4 protein-coding genes are annotated in these 3,208 nt (G+C 53.1%); 3 read left to right on the forward strand and 1 reads right to left on the reverse strand.

Annotated elements, in window-relative coordinates:
• Nucleotides 1-142: 142 nt before the first annotated feature.
• The gene (locus tag RC85_RS25255) at nt 143-589 is read right to left on the reverse strand and encodes a DoxX family protein (RefSeq protein WP_068267640.1); all 447 of its coding nucleotides are present in this window, start codon (nt 587-589) and stop codon (nt 143-145) included.
• Between the two features lie 163 nt (nt 590-752).
• On the opposite strand from RC85_RS25255, the gene RC85_RS25260 reads away from it, so the two are divergent.
• From RC85_RS25260 to mog, 3 genes are all read left to right on the forward strand, one after another.
• A complete protein-coding gene (locus RC85_RS25260; RefSeq protein ID WP_068267641.1) occupies nt 753-1,823 on the forward strand; it encodes a VanZ family protein in 1,071 nt (356 codons plus the stop codon).
• 89 nt (nt 1,824-1,912) lie between these two features.
• On the forward strand, nt 1,913-2,266 hold the full coding sequence (locus RC85_RS25265) for an Hpt domain-containing protein (RefSeq protein ID WP_068267645.1): 354 nt from the start codon (nt 1,913-1,915) through the stop codon (nt 2,264-2,266).
• A gap of 5 nt (nt 2,267-2,271) precedes the next feature.
• Nucleotides 2,272-2,832, forward strand: coding sequence for a molybdopterin adenylyltransferase (gene mog / locus RC85_RS25270; RefSeq protein ID WP_068267647.1), 561 nt, complete (start codon nt 2,272-2,274; stop codon nt 2,830-2,832).
• The last annotated feature ends 376 nt before the right edge of the window (nt 2,833-3,208 follow it).

Below are 3,208 nucleotides of genomic sequence, written 5' to 3' on the forward strand. Positions count from 1 at the left end.
CAGAGAATTGATGTGGGGCAGCCATCCGGGTGCTCGCGCACCCGGCAGGGAGCTGCCGGCCCTCCGGGCCTAACACGCAGTAACTGATGCGACGTCCCGAGCGAAAGGCGACTATAAAAAGTCGCACGTTCCTAAACCCGTCCTACGCAAGCAGGCCTGTCTTTTTGCCAAGTGCGATATTGCCGGGCCCCATCAATGCAATCGACAACGCGCCGAGCAAATACAGCATCGGAAGCTCAACTGCCCAGCCGCCGTACTCACTGAGGCTTAGCAAATCGCCTGAATGAGCCAGTGCGACCGCGACGATCATGTTGAACACGAAAACTAGTGATGACAAACGAGTCCACAAGCCCAAGATCATCAAGATCGGAACGACGATTTCGCCAACGTAAACGCCATAAGCGATGAAGGTTGGTAAACCATGGCCTTCCAGCATTGCGGCAATGCCGCCAACGCCTCCGATGATTTTGGCGTATCCATGAAACAACATTAGCCCGCCGATGGTGATGCGAAGCACTAACTTCCCAACGCTCTCGGGCAACGAATCATTGGCTTGTTCACGATCCTCGCTTCGCTGGGATTTAAACATTCGGATTACCTTTGTCGGGATGATGCATGCGGAAAAAACGTGTCTGCATGAATAGAAAACGAGTTTCTTCGTTCAATGCAAGTGGGAACATCCTTCACGAAGAAAATCCGCTCACCTAGACTTTGCGAATGCCTATGTCCCCATCCGCTGCGCCGAGCTCAAAATGCCGAGCCTAGAAACCGAAAATCCCCCGGAGCCTCTTGGACGTAGCAAGGTCAGACCAATCCTAGGGCTTGCCGCTCTGTTGCTGCTTAGCGTCGTAGGCTTGATGATTCCGCTGCCCGACGGAGGACGAATCCTTCCCAGGGTTGGCGACATGGCGCACGCGCCGTTGTTCGCGGGAATCACCGTCGGGCTGATCATGGTCTGGAATTATCTGCGGCCGCCGATCGCGTGGAATCAGTTTCTAGTTCGATTGTGCTTCGCTTCCGCGATCGCCTTCGCTTTTGGTGGATTGACGGAAGTGGCCCAGGGACTGACCGGTCGTACTGCATCGCTGCACGACTTGGCGGCGGATTCTTGGGGCATTGTTGCTGCATGTTGTTTTCTGATCGCAAGCGGTTCTGGTGGATTCGTTCCGCTGAAAAAATGGTCCGTCGTGCTTTTGCTTCTAGCTGCTGGCAGCATCATTTTGTCTTGGCTTGCTCCGCTTGCCACCATCAATGACGCACTGGCGATGAAAAAAGAGTTTCCGCTCCTTGCGTCGTTCGAGCGAAAGGCCGAACTAGAAAGATGGCACTTTGCCAACTGCTATGCCCGACGAGTCCATCGTGATGCAACCAACAAAAACTTTTCCGCGACCGATGGTGATTGGGCTTTGGAGGTTTCTTATCAATCGGGAACTCAAACATCAGCCACGTTATATGAGATGCAAAACAATTGGTCTGACCGAGATGGCATCGTGATCGACGCGTTTGCGCTGAACGACCCGACACTGCTTAGCGGAACTATCAAAGTTGCGGTGCAAATCATCGACGCACATCATGGTGAAAAATTTCAAGACGTCTGCAGAAAGGTATTTTTGCTCGAGCTAGGAAAACAAACAGAATTGCGGATTCCGCGGGAACAGTGGATCACGACCTTAGGAAGGCCGTTAGATCTGACCGCGATTCGCTTTCTAGACCTGCAATTAGCCAGTCGCCCAGCAAACGCAAAGGTACGTTTTGACAACGTTCGGCTCTATTCAAATCGAGGCGAAAAATCCGATCGCCTCACCGCACGAGTTGCAAGATGAATTGCTTGCTGCCATCCTAGTAGTGAACCTCAAGAGTGCTTTTTTAAACAGGTGCTCTTTCAGCGTCTCCTCTCTTCACTAGCAAATCTATGAACCATCCTGACCCCATCGACTGGGAAAAAGCTCTCGCAACCGTTGGCGGCGATCCAGACTTGCTGAATGAATTATTTAGCGTCTACATCGCCGAAGCGAGACAAATGGTTAGCCAAATGAAGACTGCGTTGGCTGCGAGTGACCGACAACTACTGCGCCGTTCGGCTCACACGTTGAAGGGAGCGTCGATGTCGATGGCCGCAACGACAACCACGGCGGAATCCGAACTTTTAGAACAAGGCTGCGAAGGCATGGATGAATCAGCCCTGGCCGAACACTTGGCCCGCGTCGAGGTTGCCGTTGAACAAGCGATCGAAGCCATTGAAAACCGCATGTCGGCAGGAAACTAGTATCCATGACGACCGCCGACGAATCCATCGCTCGAATTGGTGTCCTTACGATTTCAGATCGTGCCAGCCAGGGTGTGTACGAAGATTTGGGTGGACCAGCGATTCAGGCATACTTGGCTGATGTTCTGATCACTTCGTTCGAGTGTTATGCCTGCGTGATTCCCGACGATCAATCGACGATCGAACAAACGCTGATCGATCTTTGTGACAACCAAGGCTGTTGCCTGGTCGTCACGACTGGCGGCACTGGTCCATCGAAGCGAGACGTTACACCGGAGTCTACTGAATCGGTATGCGATAAGCTGATGCCCGGCTTTGGCGAATTGATGCGAAAGGTGTCACTGGAAAAAGTTGCCACCGCGATTCTGTCACGACAAACCGCAGGAATTCGCGGTGAGACTTTGATCGTCAACTTGCCTGGCAAACCCAAGGCGATTGCCGAGTGCTTGGACGCCGTCTTTCCAGCGATCCCATACTGCATCGATCTAATCGGCGAAGCCGGAAAGAATCCTAGGCTAGAAACCAACCCGGATCGCTTGGTTTCATTTCGGCCCAAAGGGGCATAGAAGTAGGTGCGGAACAAGCTCCGCGCAGTCCCGCACCTACTTTTCCCTATCGTTTAACCGCGTGGGCATCGCCCCGCGCGTCCACGCGGAACGAAACGCGATTGGCATCGCCCAACGCGGTGAGGAGTTTTTAAATCGTTGAAGGAACGAGCGGGGAATAAGTGTCGGCTTTCGCAGGGGACGTCGTCTTAATTACTGCCGGATTGGTGTCGTCACTCATTCCAAGGGAAGCCGAACAAGTCAATGCAAATTGACGTTGATCGATCCATGATCATAACGCTGGTGAATAGTCCCGGAGGGACGGAAGCTCTCTGCCGGGGATGCAAATCCCCGGATGGCAGCGTTATCTCTCACTTTTTCTCTGGCTCGGTTTCGC

The sequence above is a fragment of the Rubripirellula obstinata genome (assembly GCF_001642955.1).
Taxonomy (GTDB): domain Bacteria; phylum Planctomycetota; class Planctomycetia; order Pirellulales; family Pirellulaceae; genus Rubripirellula; species Rubripirellula obstinata.